Source organism: Streptomyces sp. SP17BM10 (genome assembly GCF_036322405.1).
GTDB lineage: Bacteria > Actinomycetota > Actinomycetes > Streptomycetales > Streptomycetaceae > Kitasatospora.
Genome location: NZ_JAQYXB010000605.1, coordinates 1 through 390, shown reverse-complemented (window position 1 = coordinate 390; position 390 = coordinate 1). Strand labels below are relative to the sequence as shown.

Here is a 390-nt window from a genome sequence, read left to right as displayed (position 1 = left end):
GTCATCACGACGCGGACGGTCGTCGCGGTCACGGTTGAAGCCGCCGGACGGGCGGTCATCGCGGCGGAAGCCACCACCGGAGGGGCGCTCGCCACGGTCGTCACGACGCGGACGGTCGACGAGGTCCGGGTAGATGACGCCGGAGGGGCGGGCGTCACGACGGATGCCTACTCGCGAGGGGCGCTCGCCTGGGTGTTGGTCGCGGGTTCCGTCTCGAGGGGGTGGGTCTAGGTGGCGTCGGTTGCCTCCGCCGGACGGGCGGTCGTCTCGTCGGAAGCCACCGCCCGAGGGGCGCTCGCCACGGTCATCACGACGGAAACCACCACGGTCGCCGCGGTCGTCACGGTTGAAACCACCCGACGGACGGTCATCACGGCGGAAGCCACCACC

At 71.8% G+C, this 390-nt stretch carries 1 protein-coding gene; it reads left to right on the top strand.

Annotation, left to right across the window (positions count from 1 at the left end):
• Positions 1-231: hypothetical protein (locus PUR71_RS22270; RefSeq protein ID WP_329928838.1), on the top strand; the 231-nt coding region annotated here is incomplete at its 5' end.
• Between the last annotated feature and the right edge of the window lie 159 nt (positions 232-390).